This window comes from Bremerella cremea (assembly GCF_039541315.1).
GTDB classification, from domain to species: Bacteria; Planctomycetota; Planctomycetia; order Pirellulales; family Pirellulaceae; genus Bremerella; species Bremerella cremea.
In genome coordinates this window covers 2,654,490-2,674,617 of record NZ_BAABFZ010000003.1, presented here as the reverse complement: position 1 = coordinate 2,674,617, position 20,128 = coordinate 2,654,490, and the positions used below count along the sequence as shown (strand labels likewise).

Below are 20,128 nucleotides of genomic sequence, written 5' to 3'. Positions count from 1 at the left end.
CGGCAACTCGTCCTGAAGCGATCTTACGATGAACCAACCTGACGATTCCTCGAACCCGACACTTCTCGTCAACAAGCACATGTCGCCGCTGGTTAGTGCCGCGGTCGCTTCGGTGCTGGCGTTTGGCTATTTGATTTACACGTCAGGCGACGTCTTGCGGGCCTTGCTGGTCAGCGCGATGGTCTTTCCGATCATGGCTTTCATTTTATGGAAAGCGCAGTCCCTGTCCGAGAAGAGCAGGGCCCAGCCGCAGAATGCGAAGACAGACCGCGAAGCAAACGAACCGGCTTCCGAAGAGACCTCGGCCTGATGCCGTCTGCTTCGATCCGTCCATGAAAAAAGCCACGTCGAGATGACGTGGCTTTTTTATGCGAAGCACGGGAGGAGGGACTCGAACCCCCAACCCTTGGTTCCGAAGACCAATGCTCTATCCATTGAGCTACTCCCGCTCGCTGTTGCGGTAATCGAATGATAATACCATTTTAGCACTTGGACGCAACTATGGGGTCGGACAGTTCTTACGCGTTTCAGGTTCGGTTTAGCGCCACTTTTCCGACTCGCTTGCGCACTACTCGCGAAGTGCCCGTTTGTGGGGCATAATGTTAAATGGCAGCCAGCTGCCGGTAAACCTTATCGCTTCCCGAATGAAATTCCACAAGTTTATGGCCTACATCACGTTGCGGATCATCGACGGCGCCGACCGGGGAGCGGTTTACGAAGGACTTGAGACGCCAGTTTCCATCGGACGCGAAGAGGGAAACACGCTCCAGCTGAAGGACGACCGCGTCAGCCGCTTTCATCTGAAAATCCAGGAAGACCATAACAAGGTCGTTCTGACCGATCTGGAAAGTACCAATGGAACGCGAGTCAATGGCGAGGACATCCATCTGCGGATCCTGCGTCATGGCGACATGATCCAGGTTGGCCGATCGGTCATTATCTATGGCTCGGAAAAGCAAATTGCGGTTCGACTGGCGGCTTTGCGGCGACAGCAGGAAGAAAAGAACAACGATCTACCCGACGACGATCGTACCGTCGGTCCCGACGATAGCCCTGATATCGAGTCTTCGCTCGAGTTCGAGCTGAACTGGAACGCCCAGCAAGACGATCTGCAAGCTGCCATCTACACGCTGCAGCCACCCGAGTTGCCGGAACGCCTCAGCCCGGCCCAAGCCGCACAGCTTGCCGAACTGATGGACTACGTACACATTCGGATCCGCCATCTGCTGGTCAGTGTCGAAATGAACGAGCGCACCGAGAGCGTCACCCTCTCGATGCGGGAGTGGCAAAACCTGCTCGATCTGCAGTCTCGGCTGTCGATGCTTTTGCGAAATATCGGCGAGCCGGAATAACTTCGAAATTCACCGACTGACAGGCCCACCACCGGCGGTTCAAACCGCCTGGAAGTTACGCCATTCGGTTTTCATTCGGCGTTAACCTGATAGAATCACGCTGTTGATCCATCTTCTTGCCGCCCCTCTCTCAACATCGTGCGGCCTAGTCCACGGAGCGGAGTCCGAATGAGCCAACCGTTCGTCCATTTGCATTGCCATTCGCATTACAGCCTTCTGGACGGAGCGGGCCCGATTCCCAAGCTCGTCACGCGTGCCAAAGAGCACGGCATGAACGCCCTGGCCCTGACCGATCACGGTAATCTGCACGGGGCACTCCAGTTCTATAACAAGTGCAAAGAGAACGAGATCAACCCGATCATCGGGTACGAAGCCTACATCGCCCCCGGCAGTCGCCTGGAAAAGTCGGGCGGTATGCGCGGCTCGAACTATCACTTGACGCTGCTGGCCCAAAACAAGACCGGCTTCAAGAATCTGGTGAAGCTGGCATCGGCTGCTTACCTGGAAGGCTTCTACTTTAAGCCCCGTATCGACAAAGAGCTGCTCGAGAAGTTCAGCGAAGGGATCATCTGTCTCAGCGGTTGCGTGTCGAGCGAGTTCTCGAAGATCGTGATGCGCGGAACCGATACGGCCGAAGTGATCAAAGAAGCGGAAGAAACGGCCGGCTGGTTCCACAATGTGTTCGGCAACCGTTACTTCGTCGAGATCATGAACAATGGCCTCGATATCCAGAAGCTGCAACTCGATGGTGCCGTCGACATCGCCAAGAAGCTGGGTATGCCTTTGGTCGCCACGAGCGACACCCACTACGTCGATCAAAGCGACGCCGAGGCTCAGGATATCCTGCTCTGCGTGAACACCGGCAAGTTCCGCACCGACGCCAGCCGTATGAAGATGGAGAACGATCAGTTCTATCTTCGTACGCCGGACGACATGTACTCCAGCTTCCCAGGGCTGGAAGATGCTTGTGCCCGCAGCCAAGAGATCGCCGATACGGTCGACATCGACCTGGAACTGGGCAAACGTCACTTTCCTTCATTCAAGATTCCGGACAACAAGACCGCCGACGATTACCTCCGCGAGCTTTGTATTCAAGGCCTGCACGAGCGGTATGAAGGCAACGAAGAGATGCTGCCCAATGGCGAGCTGAGCGAAGTCGTGATGGCCCGTCTCGATCGCGAACTGGGTGTGATCAGCAAGCTCGGCTTCCCAAACTACTTCTTGATCGTGTGGGACTTCGTCGTGGAAGCGCGACGCCAAAACATCCCAGCCACGGCTCGTGGTAGTGGTGTGGGGGCATTGGTTTGTTACGCGCTCTATATGAGTCACGTCTGTCCGATCAAGTACGACTTGCTGTTCGAGCGATTCCTCGACGAAAACCGCTTGGAAGCCCCCGATATCGATATCGACTTCGATAAAGAACGTCGCGGGATGGTCATCAAGTACGTTAAAGACAAGTACGGCGAAGCGAACGTGGCCCAGATTGGTACGTTCGGTACACTAGCCGCACGTGCTGCGATTAAAGACGTCGGCCGGGCGATGGGCCTGCCGCTCGATATGGTCAACGAAGTGACCGGCATGGTCCCTGACCAGTTGGGCATCAAGCTGAAGGCGGCACTCGAGCAAAGCGCCGACATGCAGGCCGCTTACAACTCGAACCCCGACATCAAAGAGCTGCTCGATCTGGCGATGAAGATCGAGGGCCTGGCCCGTAACGTCGGGACCCATGCCGCGGCGGTTGTGATCGCCGACGAGCCGCTGGAAGAATACGTTCCGCTTTGCCGCGTTTCCGGCAAAGACGACATCATCACCCAGTGGTCGATGAACGACGTCGAAGCAGCCGGCTTGCTGAAAATGGACTTCCTCGGGCTGAGGAACTTGACCATCCTTCGTAACGCGGTCGACCTGATCAAAAACGTTCGGGGCGAAGACCTCGACATTCTGCGACTCCCGCTGGAAGACCGCGAGACGTTCGACCTGCTGCGTCGTGGCGAAACGAAGGGTGTGTTTCAGCTGGAAAGTGGTGGTATTCGCGATCTGCTCAAGCGAATGCGGCCCGACAGCTTCCTCGACATCATCGCGACCAACGCTTTGTACCGACCAGGCCCGCTGGAAGGCGGGATGGTTGATGACTACATCGAAGTGAAGCATGGCCGCAAAGAGGCTGTGTACAAGCACCAGGTGCTGAAAGACGTTCTGGAAGAGACCAACGGCGTGATGGTCTACCAGGAACAGGTGATGCGGATTCTGAACCGGCTCGGTGGGATCCCGCTCGCCAAAGCGTATACCTGTATTAAGGCGATCAGTAAGAAAAAAGAATCGATCATCCAGGCCAACCGCGAGCAGTTTCTCGTCGGCTCCCAGGAAAAAGGTCTGACCAAGCAGGAAGCGACCGATTTCTGGGACATGATCGTGAAGTTCGCCGGTTACGGCTTTAACAAAAGCCACTCGACGGCCTACGCCCTGGTTGCCTATCAAACGGCGTACCTGAAGGCTCACTACCCGATCGAGTTCATGGCGGCTCTTCTTTCAGGCGACATCTCGGGTCGTAACTTCAAAACCAAAGACTCGCTCGTCGAACACATGGAAGACGCCGAGCGCATGAACATCGAAGTTGCTCCACCCGACGTGAACTTCTCGGAGGAAGAGTTCACCGTCAAAGATGGCAAGATCGTGTTCGCCTTGAGCGCGATCAAAGGCTGCGGCGGTGGTGCGGCGGAAGCGATCGTTGCGGCTCGCGAGAAAGATGGGCCATTCACCGACATCTACGACTTCTGCGAGCGTGTCGATCCTTCACAGTGCGGCAAGAGTGCCATCGAAACCTTGATCAAGGCAGGGGCCTTCGACAATCTGGGAGGGCATCGCGCTCAATATGTCGCCGCCCTCGACAAGGCGATCCAGTCAGGTGCTTCCGCAATCGCCGACCGCAAGGCTGGCCAGAAGAATCTGTTCGCCGCGGTCGAAGATCCGGTCGAAGAAGCGAAGTCGGTCACCTTGCCCGATGTCCCACCATGGCCAGACAAAGAACTGCTGGTTTTCGAGAAGGAGTGCCTTGGCTTTTACTGGTCAAGCCATCCACTGGCAGAGTACTCGCGCAAGTTCGAGATGTGCTGCTCGCACCGCACGTCGAGCTTGACCGGCGTGAAAGACAAAACCGAAGTCACCCTGGGCGGCATGGTCGGTTCGATCAAGTTAGCCCACACGCGAAAAGCTCGGGCCGGAAGCACGCACACCAAGTACGCCAACTTCGACCTGGAAGATGTCGACGGCGGTATCCGCTGCATCTTGTGGCCGGAAGACTACGCTAAGGTCGGCGAAACGCTTCGCCCTGACGGCGTGTACATCGTTTCCGGACGAATCGACCGACGTGGCGGCGATGACGAAGAAGCGAACCTGATCGTGAACGAATTGATTCCGATCGAAGATGTCGAAACCCGTTATGCTCGCGGCGTTGCTGTTCGCGTCGACGAACACGTGCATGGCGAAGACAAGCTGCGAACGCTCGTGGAAATCGTCCGCGGCTATCCTGGCAACTGCGAGCTGCGTTTGATCCTGGTACTGGGGGATGGTCGCCAGGTGGCAATGAAAAGCCAGAAGGGGGTCGACCTCTCGCCAGAGATGCGTACCCGTATCGATGAACTGCTAGGAGATGGCAACTTCGAGCTCTTGCTCAGACGTCCCGCCAAAGGCGGGATGCGAACTTCGGCCTGATCGTCTCAAAGGCTTTCAAAAAAAGAACCTGCGACGGGGCAAAAGCAGTTCCAATGTATTATTTCACGCAGTCACGCAGTTTCATACAAATACAAGTGAAGCCATCCAACCGCCGCTATTCATTCGAACTGACTTGCTGGTAAGAAGTAACGGCGAGACCGCTATTTTTCACGGTATCTTGTAGTCGCCAATCTGTGAGGTGATATTCTCAACTCACCCCCTGTATGATCCTGCGCAGTTCCCGCGCAGTCGTGTGCTACACTTTTAAGCTGAGGGATTAGGATTACCCCTTACAAAGCCCCCAGAGACGGGGCTTTCGAGCTGCAAAAGATCAGAACGTTTCGGTTGTGCGGCTCGATATGGAAGAGGAGGGGAGGGTTTTGTCAGTCTTTCCGCTGTTTACTTGCCTTTCCTATCTCCTCAAATTATGATCACTGATAAACTTACCCAGTTTCCACCGACAAACCGACGACAGCATGCCAGTTATGTGGGAGACTACTAACAGGCCGTGCTCCGGACGTACGTCCGTCTTTTCACCTTCTCAAGTTAAGAACACATCCAGGGATCTACTATGGACTTGCGACTCATCAAGCTGTGGTCGTTGCTCGCGGTCGCTCTCATGTTGACGCTGAGTGCAAACACCGCCTTCGCTCAGACCACCGACGACGACGACGATGACACCACGACCGTTGCCGCTGGTATCTTCGTCGATGCCCAAGGTGTGCTGAAGATGCGTCGCGCACTCGATCCGACGGGTCAACTGATGCGTCGTCGCGTGCAGCAAGCCGCTTCGGTTCTTCCACCAGAACTGAATCGTCCGAGCAAGCTTCGTAAAGTCTCGCTCAATCGCCTCGAGAAAGCAGTCGCGGAAGCGGTTGCCAAGGGTGGCGGTATCCCAGACGAAATGAAGAACCTGGCTGGTCTGAACGAGATCCAGTACGTCTTCTATTACCCAGACACGAAAGACATTGTCATCGCCGGTACGGCCGAAGGCTATGTTCGCGATCTGAACGGCGTGAACGTCGGTACTTACTCCGGTAAGGCCACGCTGCAGTTGGACGACCTGGTCGTCGCTCTGCGTGCGTTTGCTCCTTACTCGAAGGGGACCAACGACGTCGGTGTTTCGATCGACCCGACTCAGGAAGGCCTGGCCAAGCTGAATCAGGTGATCGCTTCGATCCCACAAACCAGCGTTCGTCCTGGCGACACCCAGGCCATCGTTAGTGCGATGAAGAACGCCCTCGGCCTGCAGGTCGTTTCGGTTCGTGGCGTCTCGCCAAACACGCACTTCGCTCGCGTGATGGTCGAAGCCGACTATCGCATGAAGCTGATTGGTATTGGCCTGGAACAGCCACCCGTCAACATTCCTAGCTACGTCGAAAAGGCCCGACCAGGCTCGATCGCCTCGAACGCGATGCAGCGTTGGTACTTCGTCCCGAACTACGACTGCGTCAAGGTTTCGGAAGATGGCCTGGCGATGGAACTGATGGGCGAAGGGGTCAAGCTGATCGGTGCCAGCGAAATGGTCACCATGCAGGGTGGTCGTCAGCAGACGAATGCCGTCGATCGTTCGAGCTACATGTTCACCTCGACCTTCACCAAGAAGTATGGCGAGCTGGCCGAACGTGAAGCGGTCTTCGCTCAACTGCGAGACCTGATCGACATGCTGATCGCTGCCGCTTACATCCAGGAACAAGATTACTACCAGGAAAGCGGTTTCGACCTGGGTGTCTTCGCTGATGAAGATTCGTTCCCAGTCGAAAACCTGGCCGCTCCAGAAACGGTCGAAACGGCCGTCAACGCGATCTGGAAGGGCAATCGCCTGCTGACCCCAATCGGCGGTGGTGTCGAAATCCGAGCCAAAGAAGCCCTCACCCCTGAAAATGTCCAGAAGGACGAAAAGGGTGAACTGGCCGAAACGCAGAAGGATATCAACCTCGATAACCTGGCCGCTGGTCAGTGGTGGTGGGACTAGTTACCCTCCCTCGCCCAGCGAGTTGAAATCAAGCCAAGGCCGAATCAAACGATTCGGCCTTGGTCGTTTCTTGGGTCGCCCCATCCCCCACTCCGGTCAGATGCCCGGTTATCGGCCTGAAAGGAACGCGCTATAATGAAGGCCGAATCTCAAAACGAACCCCCAACGCAATTAAGGGAAAGACGATGAAAGTCGCCACCATCGAAACCAACAAGGGCACCATCAAGCTGGAACTGTTTGACGACAAAGTCCCCAAGACGGTCGCCAACTTTGAAAAGCTCGCCGGCGAAGGCTTCTACGATGGGCTGAAGTTTCATCGCGTGATTCCTGACTTCATGATCCAGACCGGATGCCCACAAGGCACCGGCACCGGCGGTCCTGGCTACAAGTTCGCCGACGAATTCCATCCAGACCTGAAGCACGACGGCCCTGGCATCCTGTCGATGGCTAACGCCGGTCCGAACACTAACGGATCGCAGTTCTTCATCACTCACACCGAAACCCCTTGGCTCGACAACAAGCACTCCGTCTTCGGTAAAGTCACCGAAGGTCAGGATATCGTCGATGCGATCGAACAAGGCGACAAGATGGAAAAAGTGACCGTCACCGAAGGCTAGTCACCAGCCTTTCGTCTCCGTCCAAACAAGAAGGCGGCCTCACATGTTGAGGTCGCCTTTTTTTATGAACGCTACTTCGGCTGCGGCTGAATCCGATCGACCACCACCACGCGCACATCGCACACGTTGGTATGGGTTGGCCCGGTCTTCACCAGGCGGTCGAGCGGCTGAAAGAAATGGTACGCGTCGTTTCGCTTGAGGAACGCCTCTGGATCGAGCCCTTGCTGCCGCATCGCCTCGACCGAACTGGCATCCATCCAGGCTCCCGCGGCATCAGTCGGACCATCTTCGCCATCGGTCCCGCCACTCAAGATCGCCATCCCCTCGAGCGGATTTGCCGGTTGCTTCTCGATCGCCTCTTGCAGGGCAGCCAAAACGAGCTGTTGGTTGCGACCACCCACGCCACGTTCCGCTTCGTCGGCCAGTCGCACGACAGGTTCGCCACCGGTGATCAGACAATCGGGACCAGCTTCGCTTCGCATCTTCATTCCCATGCGAATCAAATGCTGCCCGACTTCCTCGGCTTCGCCTTCCATGCCGGTCGAACAATGCATCACGTGCGAGTAGCCTCGCTTCTCGGCTTCGATCCCAGCGGCATCGACCGCGACGGCATTGTTGCCGATGACATAGTTCGCCACCCCACAGGTCGTCCGTGAATCGTTACGCGGATGACGCTCCGCTTTCAACTCGAGCACGCTCATCACGTTCTTGAATCGCTCGATCGAATCGACACCGAATGATCGTAACACGTTCAACGCATCTTCCGCGGTCGTTGAGTTCGGCACCGTCGGCCCCGACGCAATCACGTCGAGCGGATCGCCCAGCACATCCGAGATGATCAAGCTGACCAGATTGCCAGCCTGACACTGCATTGCCAGGCCATGCCCTTTAAAACGACTGAGCTGCTTACGAACCGTGTTAAGCTGTTCGATGTTCGCCCCATTGGAACTGAGAAACCGGGTCAGGTCTTGCTTCTCGCTCAGGCTGATTCCATCAATCGGCGAAGGGAGCAGGGCCGAACCTCCGCCAGAGATCAAACAGATGCAAAGATCGTGCACTGTCATCGATTGGCAAAACTGCAAGATCTGCCGCGTGATCTCGACTCCTTCGACCGTCGGCGAGTTTTGTCCAGCAGGGCGTCCCGCTTTGAGCTGAACGTGCGACAACTCTTGCACGCAGTCGGCCGGCACCGACAAGATTCCTTGCACGTGCTTTGACTCTAAAACCTGTTCCCCCAGCGACCGCTGCAGGCCGGCCGCCATACCGGCCCCCGCCTTGCCGCCACCAACCACGAAGATGCGTTTGATCGCCGGCAAATGAAATTCGGAATCGCCCACGTACAGCGTATCGCCGGCGACTTCGACCGCGTCGTACACCAACTGGTCGCTACGAACGGCGTCGACGCCCGCCTGCCAGATCGCTTGGACATCTTCGGCCAGTTGTTCCGGAGTACGTTTCATGGTCGTTTCGCGTTCTGTTTGATTCGTTTAAGAAATGCGGACGATGTCAGTCCATTGCTGCTTCTGTTCGACCAGGATATGCCCTAGGGGATTGTCTTCGTCGGCACAACCAACCAGGCCGACAAGATAGCCGGTTCCCTGGTAGTCGAAACGGCCAGCGATCGCCGACCAAGGGGTCCCTTCGCCATGCTCTCCTGGCAGATTGGCTTGGGCGAAGAAACGTTGGCTGAAACCACGCGTGCTCATCTGTCCAGGCCAGCGATAGACGTCGGGTCGATGGGCTCGTACGACATCCATCATCTGGGGCAAGAAGCTCTCCATCAGCCCTCGCAAAGTCTCTTCGCTAAGGATGTCATGACCGCGTCCTGCTGGCGCAACGACGATTGCGACAATCCTCACCGGTACGTTGTAGACCCGTACGGCGGGTCCCAGTAGCGACTTCGGTCCCGAGGGAACCATCGGGTCGATGGCGATGTCGACTGGGGTTACCTCCGGCGGCTCGTCTTTCTTAGGCCAGACGAACCAGTAAGCCAGCACCCCCACGGCAATCAGGCCCAGTACCAGGCCGCCCAGCAAGGGGTTGGGGATAGGTATTTCTCCGAGGAAGATCGGAAAGATCACGACGCTGCTCTATCGATGAAGTGGACGACACCTGGAAAGCATCGATGTTACCGCAACCTGGCCAATGGTGCGAGCAGCAACTACGGTTGAAGCGTTTGGAATCGGTCGTCGTCGGTCTCTTGGAAACCAGGAGCGATCTCGGGCCCGCGACCTGCTTCATAGGTCGATACGGTCACGTCGTCAAGAAAGACCTGACCGACATCGTTGAGCTCGAACGTGAGATACATCGTGTCGGCGTCGCCGGTCGCGCGGATCAAACTGAACTCGGTCCAGTCGGTCGCCTCGGTCAAATGCAAACCGAGTTCGCGTCCCCCCAGCGAGTCGTGAATCAGCACACCGCCGGACTCTTTGGAGAGAGCCTGAGGAATCCGGATCCATCCACGCACCAATACCAGACGATCTGGCTCCAGCTTGACCTTGGCACTTCGTACCGCGATGGGTGCCTGTTCCGGCCGGGCATAAAGTCCATCGGCATCAGGTGCGACCCGCATCGAGACGGAGTAGTTCCCGCCGTGGGGTTGCTGAGGCGAGAACTCGACGGCCGAGTCGAAGCCTGGCTGGGGCATGATCTGCTGAATCCAGCCACTGGAAAGCACGAAGGTCGGATCTTCCATGTCGCCCCCTGGCAGGTGATTGGCGCCAGGGCGAAGGTACTGCAGGTTACCTTGCAGTCGTGAAGCGAACGGGACCAGGTCGTACGAAATGAGCGTGGGATTGGTCAACGCGAAGCGGTACTGCTGCGCGAGCTGTTCCCACTGCAATCGCTGCACGGTGGCCACCTTGCGTTCCGCCTTTTGGATATAGTCGTAGGCTGTTTGCAGGTTGTAGTCGGCGAATAGCGTGCGAGCCTGACGAATGTCGGCCCAGGCCTGATCGATCCCGCGACTGATCGCCGGCGAATCGGAAGGGGACTCTAGTTGCTGTTGAACGTTGCGAGCCAATTCAAACTCTTGGCTGATTGCTTCCATTCGCAAGCGGACGATCTCGACACGATGCCGTTCGCTGCGAGCGCGGATCGCTGAAACGACGCGTGGGTCTTGCGTCAGCAAGATCAACGAGACATGCTCACCCGGTTCAAGTTTGACCTGCATGTCCCCCAGCCCGCGTGTGTGATCGACCGGATGAATCCCGGAGTCACCAATACGATGAGCTTCAGCGGCCATCGGCACGCCGCGCACATGAACCGTCACCTTTCGATCGGGCAGCGGCTTCACGACAAAGTGATCGTCCGGATTAGTTCGCACGGCGATCAACAGTATGGCCGTATCGGTCGCCAACATCGATACATGAACATTCGGATCTTCCGAGAACGCACCGTCACGTGGTGTTCCCTGAGCGACCCAGGGATAGATCAACTCCATCCGGCGATTGATGATGTCGAGTGCCGTCCTCCGGGATAGGTCGACCGGGTGATCCGAGTTCAGCGGCGTGTTGCTCTCGAACACGATGCCACGCACACCGTTGGACAGTGCCAGGAAAACTTCTTTCTCGAGCTGCTGTGGCTGGAACGCCATCGGAACTTGTGACTCTTGAGAAAGCAACGAAACCTGCCGCTGCGTGTTCGGGCTAAATTGCGTTGGCACAACTGCCCAGCGAGTCACACTTGGAGAAGCGAACAGACTCCAGGACTGCATCCAGCGGGCATAGTCTGACAGCGTCTGCGAGGTTCCGAGCACCGGATGCCGCGACGCGATGATCTCGCTGTGCTGGCTGAAGTCGTGTACCCGTCCCGGAGCGATCGCCAGGACCGGCCTTGGCTTCCGACCATCCAGCAGTCGCAAGTCAGCCGCGCGAATCGCAAAGTCAGAGAAACCATCTTCCCCGTCAGTAATGGGTAGTTCCCATGCGAGAACGCCTGATTGATCTTTCGGCTCGCGTCCTTCGGGCGGCGAACTGACGCTCCACATGTTGTATCGCAGCAGTTCCTGCTGAAGCCGCGGCGAAGGAGCCTGACTGGTTCGAATAGCCGTGAAGCCAAGTCCTTTCAGGAACGCGAGCGGCTCGCCGTTGTAGTCGATGATACGTGGCACGGCGGGGTGATCGTTCAGTTCGATGACCTGACCGTTGGAGGCGGACTCGGCCCTTGGCGGTGCCAGTTGCACGTTGGCCCCGGTGGTGCCAGACATCCCACGGATGCCTCCCGACATGGCGACATGCTGCGAGGTGGTTTGCGTTTGAGGAACGTTGAGTAGGCCTTCCCCTTCCAGGTCGTCGATCTGCACCCGCATCAGGCCGGGTTGCGAGTAGAGATTCAACTCGATCAGATCGACATACGCCTCGCGCGGATCGAACTTGGCTCCGTATTCGCGCCGGAGTGCCGTGACTTGCTCGTGAACCATTCGGTCGATCTGGCGAATGCCCAGCTGTGTCCAGCGGTCCGGATGGTTACAGCGATCGCCCAAGATTCGTGTCGTGATCGGACGTCGAGTCCGTGGATCGAGGCTCCGAGGAAAGACAACCCGGGCCGCGATCTGAATGCCTGGCCGATCGGTCTTCACCCAGACCGAATACTGCAGGTCGGGCACCACGCGAGCTGGCGCGACCGTATGGCCATAGTAAACATACGAACCTTGTCCCAGCCGAACGACAATCTGTTCGCTGCTGGCCCCCATGTGCGAGTCGCCCACCTTACGTTGATGTTCGATCTGGCTGATCGGAGCGTCGGCGGAGGAAGGACGCCAGGTCGTGACGGCAGATTCAAAGTCCTCGATCACTTCGCCGTGCGCGCAGCGGACGCCGGTCATGTTGCTAACAAGCATCATGCCCAGCAGAAGGATCAGAAATGGGGTTGCCGCGTGACGTGATTTCACGCCCAATGTTTCCTGGATTCAACAAGATGTTTCTTTGGCCGTAAGTCGTGCTTGTACCTAGATTTAGAAATGGATTCCAGATCAATCACGAGGCAAAAAAACCACATGTCGAAATGCTTCCACTTTTTGGCAATTTCCACAAGTTGTTTGCCACTGGTGGTTTAGGTCGCATAGACTGGATGCTTGCACGTTCGTGGCACGAGGGCTGCAAATAATCGTGTCAGAAGCGAACAACTCAATTGCGGAGAATCATCATGAGCCAAGCCAACGAACGCATCGAAGACCAAGCCACCACCCAAGACGAATTGCCAAAGGACTTGGTTGAGCTGGCCATCATGATTGCCAAGTTGCCAACCGAACATCGCGAAGTGTTGGAACCAGCGGTGAACAAGGTCATCGAAAACAGCCGTCGTCGTCGCCGGATCTATACCCTGGTCCAGGAAGCCCTCAGCCAACTGCGGTTGGACATGAAGTACCTGATGTTTGACCTGGAAGCGACTCGTCGCGAACGCGATCAGTACAAAGCCGACTCCAACGGCAACGACGAAGACATCTAATCCCCCCGGTTAGAAACACCCCCCATCGAGCCTACCTCAAGCGTGGCAATGCAAGACCCAGGCGGGAGCAATTGCGTTGCCACGCTTTTTTTCTCCTGCCACTTTCCTGCCGGATCTCGCAGGGCCTGCCTAAGAAGTTTGTTGCCTCGACACCTGCGCGACCGGTACACTAAGACATGGCTGTTGGCACAACTATTGGTTGCCAAAGTCCTGCCTAGAACCAGAATTCCCCCCTGCATATGTTAGGAGTCCCTCTTATGAAGTCGGTTCTATCCGTCTTTGCGTCGTTGGCCCTGTTGGCTGCGTTTTCGGTCTCGGCCATGGCTGCCGATGAAGTTTTGACTGGTGAAGTGAAGTCGCTGGAAGGCGAAAAGGTCGATCTTTCCAAGTACAAAGGGAAGGTGGTCATGATCGTGAATGTCGCCAGCAAGTGCGGCAAGACTCCCCAGTACGAACCGCTGCAAGCTCTGTACGAAAAGTATGGTGACCAGGGCTTCACGGTCCTCGGCTTCCCTTGCAATCAGTTCCGCGGTCAGGAACCAGGTAGCGCCGCCGACATCCGTGCTTTCTGCACCGAAAAGTACAATGTGACCTTCCCAATGTTTGAAAAGGTCGAAGTCAACGGCGACGACACCCTGCCGCTGTACACCAAGCTGAAGAGCTTCGACAGCGATCCTGGCGACGTGAAGTGGAACTTCGAGAAGTTCCTGATCGGCAAAGATGGCAAAGTGGTTGCCCGTTTCCGGACCCCAGTCGAACCAGACGACGCCAAGGTGGTGGAAGCGATCGAAACGCAATTGAAGAAGGACTAGTGCTCTCGGGCGAGACGCCTGGGATCACTTCCTTGCGATCAACAGAAAAAGCCGCTGGCGAATGTCGGCGGCTTTTTTGTTACTGGGCCCCCATGCCCTTGGGTTTCTGATAATAATAGAAACAGTCGCTCGTAATATTCTTCTCGCTGGAAGGTTTTTTCGTTTTGCCCGAATCGATTCTGCAGAAGCAGCTGAAAAAGGACCAGCCGTTCGAGTCGATCGAGCTGGAAACCTTTCTGAACCTGCTTCGTTCGCACAACATGATCGCGGCCGCTCCTGGCCGTTTGATGAAGCGGCATGGTCTTTCCAGTGCCCAGTACAACATTCTGAAGATCCTCGATTCGCATCATGGCGAAGGGCTGCCATGCCTGGAGATCGTTCAGCAAATGGTCACCCGCGTTCCCGATATTACGCGACTGGTCGACCGTCTGGCCGAGGCCCAACTGGTCGAGCGCAATCGCAGCGAAAGCGATCGCCGCGTGGTCATGATTTCGATCACCCCCAAGGGGCGCCAACTGGTCGAAACGATCCGCAGTCCATTGCTTGAAATCCACAAGCAGAACCTTGGTCATATGACCGAAGAAGAACTCATCCAGTTGAACCAGTTGCTGGTGAAGGCCCGTATGCGAGCGGAAGCCACACCTCTTTGCGACGGATCTGAATAGACCATCTATGTGTGGCATCGCGGGCGCGTTCTGGGTTTCTCCTGAAAACGAGGTGAGCGAAGAAGTTCTCCGGCGGATGACCGACAGCTTGTCGCATCGCGGTCCGGACGACTCCGGCGTATATCACCGCTCGCCGAGAGATCTTCAGCCTTACGGTCTGGTGCCAGGGATCGGACTCGGGCATCGTCGGCTTTCGATTATCGACCTCAGCGGCGGTCATCAACCGCTGGCCAACGAAGATCAGTCGGTGTGGACCGTCTTCAATGGCGAGATCTTCAACTACAAATCATTGCGAGCCCGCCTGGAAGGTGCCGGACACACCTTTCAAACCCACAGCGATACCGAAGCGATCGTTCATCTGTACGAAGATGAAGGGCCGGAACTGTTCTCGCACTTCAATGGCATGTTCGCCATCGCGATCTGGGACGCACGGCATCGCCGAATCGTGCTGGGACGCGATCGCCTCGGGCAGAAGCCGCTGTACTACACCATCCAAGGCGACCGCTTGCTGTTCGGCAGCGAACTGAAAGCAATCCTCCAGGTACCTGGTGTCTCGCGTGAGATCGATCCTGGCGCGATCGATGCCTACCTGACGTATCAATACGTTCCGCATCCCCAATGCATCTTCCGTGGCATCCACAAACTGCCTCCGGGGCATTACCTGACCTTCGATGGCAAGCAGCTCACCGTCACGAACTACTGGAAGCCTGACTTCTCGAACGAGATCAACATTTCGCTAGAGGACGCCAAGCAGGAACTGATTCGATTGTTCACCGATTCGGTTCGATTGCGACTTCAGGCCGACGTTCCGCTGGGGGCGTTTCTTTCTGGCGGGATCGATTCGTCGCTGGTCGTGGCGACCATGAAGAAGCTGACCGATCAGAAGGTGAAGACCTTCTCGATTGGTTTCCCTCAAAAGGAATACGACGAAACCAGCTATGCTCGCCAGGTCGCCATTCACCTGGGGACCGAACATCACGAGTTTCAAGTCACGCCTGATGCCCTCGAGATGCTGCCGAAGCTGATTCATCACTACGACGAACCATTCGCCGATAGCTCGGCGATCCCGACCTGGTACGTCGCCCAGATGACCCGCGAACATGTCACCGTCGCACTTAGTGGCGATGGTGGCGACGAGCTGTTCGCCGGATACGATCGCTACCGAGCCGTTCGTCTGGCGGCGTTGGTCGACATGCTCGGCCCGGTGGGTCGCTTTGGCTCGAAGGTCGGTATGAAGTTCCTTCCGGCCGGAGGCCCACAAAAGTCGCGACTGAGGCGCGCTCGCCGTTTCGCCGAAGCGATCGCAATGACGCCAGGGCGACGCTACCTCGACTGGATCAGCATCTTCAACGAGACGCGTCGTAGCGAGCTCTACGCCGACGAGTTCGTCGAAACCCTACCCGATGTCGATCCGTATGCGTTCTTAAACTCGGCCTGGAAACGCGTTGGCAAACGTGACGTGATGACGGCGGCCTCGCTGGCCGACCTGACGACCTATTTACCATGCGACTTGAACACGAAGGTCGACATCGCATCAATGGCGCATGCCTTGGAGTGTCGCCAACCGTTTCTCGACTATCGACTCGCCGAGTTTGCGATCCGGTTGCCATCGAAATGGAAGTGGCGGATGGGTCGCGGCAAGTTCCTGCTGAAGCATGCCTTCGGCGATCAGTTGCCGCCGAATATCTGGAAGCGACGCAAGATGGGCTTTGGTGTGCCGCTGAACACCTGGTTCCGCAATCAGCTTCGTGGTTTGCTGCACGATACGCTGCTCTCAGAAACCGCGATGAGCCGCGGTTATTTCCGACGTGATACGGTCGAGACGTTGCTGAAAGAGCACGACCAGAACCAGTTCGATCACAGTGCCCGGCTTTGGGCACTGTTGGTTCTCGAGCTGTGGCATCGCGAATGGGTCGATGCCTAGTTCGGCTTAGCGAAACAAACGAGCTGGCTCGTCAGCCACTCGGTACAGCTTGTTGGGCTGCAGGTTCTTCGTCTTCGTTCCCAGCGACAAAGCCAGCCAACCTTCGTGCAGTGCCAATTGATCGACTTTGAAGTCGGCCAATCGTGGATCGACACTGGCACCTTCCGGGAAGAGTGGGATCTCGTGTTTCTTCGAGAGCACCTTCAGGAAGACAGCTCGCAAAGCGATCTGATCGCGGAATCCAAGCCGCTTGCCGGTCAAGAAGACGGTACTATCGCGAACCAGCTTAGCGTCGTAGTCGACACTGGTCGGGCTATAAAGGGCCGACACTTCCAGGTTTTCCCAGCGGTTGTCGTCGACCTTCAGCTCGTCGATACGAAGGGTCAACTGAGCCTGACCATCTTTGAACTCGACCCGGATCGGATCTTCCATGGCGAAGGTAAATTTCACCTCGGCAGGCAGTTCTTCAGTTTCGCCCTGGATCGCCGGGAAGCGGGCGCTGATCTCATACAGAAACTCGTGCGGTGTCAGTTCGCGTCCACCCAGTCGCAACTGGCGGATCATATTGTTCAAGCCTGACTGATGCAGTTGAACACTCATCACACTGCCGATCGGGCTGCTAGGTCGCGGCGTGTGGGCAGCCAACTGTTTCGAGCCGGCACCACGGAAGCGACCACTGATCGAACGACTGCTGGTGTTCAGGTCGACCACGGATGGTTCGAGCCCCAAACGACTCAGCGGTTCCACCACGTTGACGTATAGCTTGTCTTGCCACTGCTGAACTTTGCCATTGAGCTGATCGTTCAACTGCGTTTCAGCTTTGCTACGAACCTTGCGCTCGACTTCTTGCTCGGCGGCGTACTTCTTGTCTTCGGTCTGGCCGCGAGCCACGTTGCGGACGATCGAGCCGATCAGCGGGATGCCATCGTAATCGCTTTCCAGGTTGTCAACGCTCGTGCTCGTTTCGGCCCTAGCGACCGCAGGCGAAACCCAGAAGCCCTTCGAGTTCACCACGACCTGCTTGGCCGCGTGATAGCGGGACCGACCACGGTTGAAAATGGTGACTGGGCCCGAGTAACTACGGGTGCGACTATCAACGTTACCAAGCACTTCTAATTGGACTCGCCACTGCTGATTGTCAGGCACTGGGCGAACGTTCAAGTGCATCTCAGCCCGACTTCGGCCCAGGACGCGTGCCCCCAGGATGAAATCGTCGACGTCAGATTCGTCTGGCTTCAATTCCGGCATGAAGGACTGCATCAGTTGCTGGCTGACCTCGAACCGGGCGTTGGCGTTGCGGTAGGTGTGATCGATCAGGCGGCCATAAGCGATGATCGGTTCCTGGCCGTGATGCTGCAGCAAGTTCGCTTCTATGGCGATTTGCTTGGCATCGTCGGCCGATTGATCCAGCTCGTATCGTTCAATCGTGGCCAAGGTGGTTTCAGGATTGAACGAAATACCCAACCAAGGGCGGAGCGAGTGGGCGAGGTTCACAAACGGTGGCTGCGACAGCAACTGCCGTTGCGACTCGTCGAAATCGGTGCTCTCCAGACGTGAAAGAACCTGGCTGGCGACTTCCTGCATCCGCTGCGGCGTCGGATTATCCATCGCCTGACGAAGCTGCTTGAAACGAAGGTAATCGCTCCAGCTCAATAGCTGGCCACCATCACGCAGCACAGCTTCGGCCGCTTCCAATCGCTGCTGCAGATCGCCCAGCGTGGTTGGCGAACCATGAAGTTCCGTGCCACTTAAGATGATGGCATGGGCCTGGTTCCACAAATCAAGCCGACGCAGCATGGCGTAATACGTCTGCGAGACATCGGTTCGCTCCCAACCCAATTCCAGCCCTTCGGCCAACGGGACGGCATGGCTCACCACGTCCGACAGGGTTCGCAGATACTGCGTGGCTTGCGGGGTACCGATGGACGACTCTTCCCGCAATTGGCGGAGAGCGCTGCGAAGCTCCTTCGACCATTTGCGGGCCGAAGTGTACTCGTCCAGGCGACCGAGCATCTGGTCGATCTGTGGCGTCTTAGGCCAACGATACGACAGCGGCCGAGCCATATCGACTTGCGGCAGAACCTTAGGTGGATCAAGCGACGGGAACGAGGCACTCGCGTTATCAGGATCGTCGGTGATGCGGTACAAGTTGCCATCTTGGCGGGTATCGGGCTTGTACGAGATAAGTGGCATCCGCTCGAGGCTAGGCAGGTTGTGCGACAGCGACAGCGGGATTTCGATCGTCGGGTCTCGCCAGGGGCTGACTTCGACCGGAGGCAACATCTCGTCCAGGCCAGGTGTGTTCAGCGTCTCGACCGGCTTGTCCATCGGCTGGGTGATGTCGTTCGGGTCTGCCTCGGCAGGCGCTTCGACCGGCAGCAACATGTCGCGGATCTTATCGACCGCTTTGGGTAGCTGCTGATGAAGATATCGCAGGTCCGGTAACCCCATCCCCGGAGCGACCGACGGAACGGTCTGGCTTTGGTTGGCCGGGGCTGGTTCGGTAGGAACCTTAGAAAGTGGCTGGAACTGCTTCTGCACCGGAGGTTCCAGCGCCATCGTTGCCGGCTCTTCGAGAACCGATGGCATCGATTCTTCGACGGGCGCAGCAACTGCCCAACCGGACAGGCCGATCATGGGCAACAGTATTGATACCAGCCACACGCGGTATTGCCGTTTGGATTTCATCCGCCTTTTAATCTTCACGCTCAAGAGAATACGCCGGGGGGTCATCGTCACTCGGTGAATTCGGACTAAGCCGTCTTCTCCCTACATCGGTCACAGACCGAGCGGATCTGAAACCTTGCCTGGAAAGATGCACTGCTAGCAGAAAACAGCGTGCGAGAGCCTACCGAAACGCGCAGGCAGATAGCGTCAGAAACCACATTCGGTGGGAGATTGCCAGCAAAGCTGCCGGCGTTTATTCGGCTGGCTCGTCGGTCGCGTCTTCTTCCGTAACTCGATAGATACCCACATGCGCCGGCGAGTAGACACGGACGTCCCAGTTCTCGGCGTCGGGAAGTTTCGCGCCGTCGTACTGCTGATCGAACTCCACAATCAACACGCTTCCGTCCGGAGCACTCTCGAGCAGGGTGTTGATTTGCTTGTCCATCTCTTCGATACGCGACACAAAGAACTCGTACGGAGGACAGATAAACACAGCCCAAGGGGTCCGCGGCAGATTATCCAGTTCCTTCTTCACCCAGATAAACGAGTTATGGGCGTAGATCGAAACCTGGTCGACTACTTCCAGCTCTTCGGCGTTGGCCCGGATCAGCTTAGACGTCGGAACGTGGCGTTCAATCAGGTGAGCGTGGATCGCGCCGCGGCTGATTGCTTCCAGCCCGAGGGCTCCGGTACCAGCGAACAGGTCTACGGCGATCTTTCCTTTGATTGAAGGGCCGACCAGGTTGAAAACCGCCTCGCGGACCCGTTCCTTCATCGGACGGGTACGCGTGTCGCCGGAGTACTCGATTCGCTTGTTCTTCAGTTGGCCACCGATGATGCGCATCGGCGTGTCCACCATCGGCTGCGATTGCGGGCCGGATCCACGATTGGGCTTCTTATTGGTGGGGCGACGTTTGGCCATGCAAGTCCAAGCAAGGGAGTAGGGAAAGACGCACT

Annotated in this window: 14 protein-coding genes and 1 tRNA gene; 9 read left to right on the top strand and 6 right to left on the bottom strand. The window is 57.0% G+C overall.

The genetic code is table 11. From position 1 onward, the window contains the following. Positions 1 to 28: 28 nt before the first annotated feature. Positions 29 to 310 (top strand): hypothetical protein, encoded by a 282-nt coding sequence (locus ABD890_RS13205; protein ID WP_345089977.1) that lies wholly within the window; start codon positions 29 to 31, stop codon positions 308 to 310. 66 nt (positions 311 to 376) lie between these two features. On the opposite strand, the gene ABD890_RS13200 is transcribed toward ABD890_RS13205, so the two are convergent. Next, positions 377 to 449, bottom strand: a tRNA-Arg gene (locus tag ABD890_RS13200). Positions 450 to 644: 195 nt separating this feature from the next. Between ABD890_RS13200 and ABD890_RS13195 the strand changes: the two genes are divergently transcribed. The 4 genes from ABD890_RS13195 (at position 645) to ABD890_RS13180 (ending at position 7,655) form a co-directional block, all read left to right on the top strand. After that, a complete protein-coding gene (locus ABD890_RS13195) occupies positions 645 to 1,352 on the top strand; it encodes an FHA domain-containing protein (RefSeq protein ID WP_345089974.1) in 708 nt (235 codons plus the stop codon). 168 nt (positions 1,353 to 1,520) lie between these two features. After that, the gene (gene dnaE, locus ABD890_RS13190; protein ID WP_345089971.1) at positions 1,521 to 5,063 is read left to right on the top strand and encodes a DNA polymerase III subunit alpha; all 3,543 of its coding nucleotides are present in this window, start codon (positions 1,521 to 1,523) and stop codon (positions 5,061 to 5,063) included. A gap of 571 nt (positions 5,064 to 5,634) precedes the next feature. Next, the gene (locus ABD890_RS13185; protein WP_345089968.1) at positions 5,635 to 7,038 is read left to right on the top strand and encodes a DUF1598 domain-containing protein; all 1,404 of its coding nucleotides are present in this window, start codon (positions 5,635 to 5,637) and stop codon (positions 7,036 to 7,038) included. A gap of 185 nt (positions 7,039 to 7,223) precedes the next feature. Then, complete coding sequence (locus tag ABD890_RS13180; protein ID WP_345089966.1) at positions 7,224 to 7,655, top strand: peptidylprolyl isomerase; 432 nt, start codon at positions 7,224 to 7,226, stop codon at positions 7,653 to 7,655. 71 nt (positions 7,656 to 7,726) lie between these two features. Here the strand turns inward: ABD890_RS13180 and ABD890_RS13175 are convergent, their stop codons facing one another. The 3 genes from ABD890_RS13175 to ABD890_RS13165 all read right to left on the bottom strand — a co-directional run bounded on the left by ABD890_RS13175 (position 7,727) and on the right by ABD890_RS13165 (position 12,546). Next, positions 7,727 to 9,115, bottom strand: a complete 1,389-nt coding sequence (locus tag ABD890_RS13175; protein ID WP_345089962.1) for a glycerate kinase type-2 family protein — start codon at positions 9,113 to 9,115, stop codon at positions 7,727 to 7,729. A 27-nt stretch (positions 9,116 to 9,142) separates the two neighbouring features. Beyond that, positions 9,143 to 9,736, bottom strand: coding sequence for a hypothetical protein (locus ABD890_RS13170; protein ID WP_345089959.1), 594 nt, complete (start codon positions 9,734 to 9,736; stop codon positions 9,143 to 9,145). Positions 9,737 to 9,816: 80 nt separating this feature from the next. Then, a complete protein-coding gene (locus tag ABD890_RS13165; protein WP_345089956.1) occupies positions 9,817 to 12,546 on the bottom strand; it encodes a hypothetical protein in 2,730 nt (909 codons plus the stop codon). A gap of 254 nt (positions 12,547 to 12,800) precedes the next feature. On the opposite strand from ABD890_RS13165, the gene ABD890_RS13160 reads away from it, so the two are divergent. From ABD890_RS13160 to asnB, 4 genes are all read left to right on the top strand, one after another. Next, a complete protein-coding gene (locus ABD890_RS13160) occupies positions 12,801 to 13,103 on the top strand; it encodes a transcriptional regulator (RefSeq protein ID WP_345089953.1) in 303 nt (100 codons plus the stop codon). Between the two features lie 257 nt (positions 13,104 to 13,360). After that, positions 13,361 to 13,915, top strand: coding sequence for a glutathione peroxidase (locus tag ABD890_RS13155; RefSeq protein WP_425548475.1), 555 nt, complete (start codon positions 13,361 to 13,363; stop codon positions 13,913 to 13,915). A 164-nt stretch (positions 13,916 to 14,079) separates the two neighbouring features. After that, complete coding sequence (locus ABD890_RS13150; protein WP_345089950.1) at positions 14,080 to 14,580, top strand: MarR family winged helix-turn-helix transcriptional regulator; 501 nt, start codon at positions 14,080 to 14,082, stop codon at positions 14,578 to 14,580. 7 nt (positions 14,581 to 14,587) lie between these two features. After that, positions 14,588 to 16,504: an asparagine synthase (glutamine-hydrolyzing) gene (gene asnB, locus ABD890_RS13145; protein WP_345089948.1), complete on the top strand. Its 1,917-nt coding sequence runs from the start codon at positions 14,588 to 14,590 to the stop codon at positions 16,502 to 16,504. A gap of 6 nt (positions 16,505 to 16,510) precedes the next feature. Here the strand turns inward: asnB and ABD890_RS13140 are convergent, their stop codons facing one another. Together ABD890_RS13140 and ABD890_RS13135 are read right to left on the bottom strand one after the other, a co-directional pair. After that, the gene (locus tag ABD890_RS13140) at positions 16,511 to 19,192 is read right to left on the bottom strand and encodes a hypothetical protein (protein WP_345089945.1); all 2,682 of its coding nucleotides are present in this window, start codon (positions 19,190 to 19,192) and stop codon (positions 16,511 to 16,513) included. Positions 19,193 to 19,424: 232 nt separating this feature from the next. After that, positions 19,425 to 20,093 (bottom strand): RsmD family RNA methyltransferase, encoded by a 669-nt coding sequence (locus tag ABD890_RS13135; RefSeq protein WP_345089943.1) that lies wholly within the window; start codon positions 20,091 to 20,093, stop codon positions 19,425 to 19,427. Positions 20,094 to 20,128: the final 35 nt, after the last annotated feature.